This window comes from Citrobacter sp. W9, from assembly GCF_026719375.1.
GTDB lineage: Bacteria > Pseudomonadota > Gammaproteobacteria > Enterobacterales > Enterobacteriaceae > Citrobacter > Citrobacter werkmanii.
This window is the reverse complement of sequence record NZ_JAPPTE010000083.1, coordinates 1-450: the sequence shown is the minus strand read 5'-3', so window position 1 is coordinate 450 and position 450 is coordinate 1. Positions and strand designations below refer to the sequence as shown.

Here is a 450-nt window from a genome sequence, read left to right as displayed (position 1 = left end):
AGTGCTTTTGCCGTTACGCACCACCCCGTCAGTAGCTGAACAGGAGGGACAGCTGATAGAAACAGAAGCCACTGGAGCACCTCAAAAACACCATCATACACTAAATCAGTAAGTTGGCAGCATCACCTTTGAACGTCTGCGTAAACAAACTTCAGGTACGACATTCAGTTATGTCGATCTTAATGATCTGGCGTCAGTAGAGCGCCATATTCAAGAGAATACAGGTCTAATCTGGATCGAAACGCCCACTAACCCACTGTTGGAATTAGTTGATATTGAAGCAGTATGCCAGGTTGCCAAAAGCAGGGGCATAATGAGCTGCGGGTGATGCTGCCAACTTACTGATTTAGTGTATGATGGTGTTTTTGAGGTGCTCCAGTGGCTTCTGTTTCTATCAGCTGTCCCTCCTGTTCAGCTACTGACGGGGTGGTGCGTAACGGCAAAAGCACC

The 450-nt window shown here is 47.6% G+C and carries 3 protein-coding genes; 2 read left to right on the top strand and 1 reads right to left on the bottom strand.

Going from position 1 to position 450, the window contains the following annotated elements; genetic code table 11:
- Positions 1-72: IS1 family transposase (locus OOJ59_RS27960; protein WP_001568368.1), on the bottom strand; the 72-nt coding region annotated here is incomplete at its 3' end.
- A gap of 49 nt (positions 73-121) precedes the next feature.
- Between OOJ59_RS27960 and OOJ59_RS27955 the strand changes: the two genes are divergently transcribed.
- Together OOJ59_RS27955 and OOJ59_RS27950 are read left to right on the top strand one after the other, a co-directional pair.
- Complete coding sequence (locus OOJ59_RS27955; RefSeq protein WP_326929237.1) at positions 122-328, top strand: PLP-dependent transferase; 207 nt, start codon at positions 122-124, stop codon at positions 326-328.
- 50 nt (positions 329-378) lie between these two features.
- Positions 379-450 (top strand): IS1 family transposase (locus OOJ59_RS27950; protein WP_001568368.1); only part of this gene is annotated, 72 nt, incomplete at its 3' end.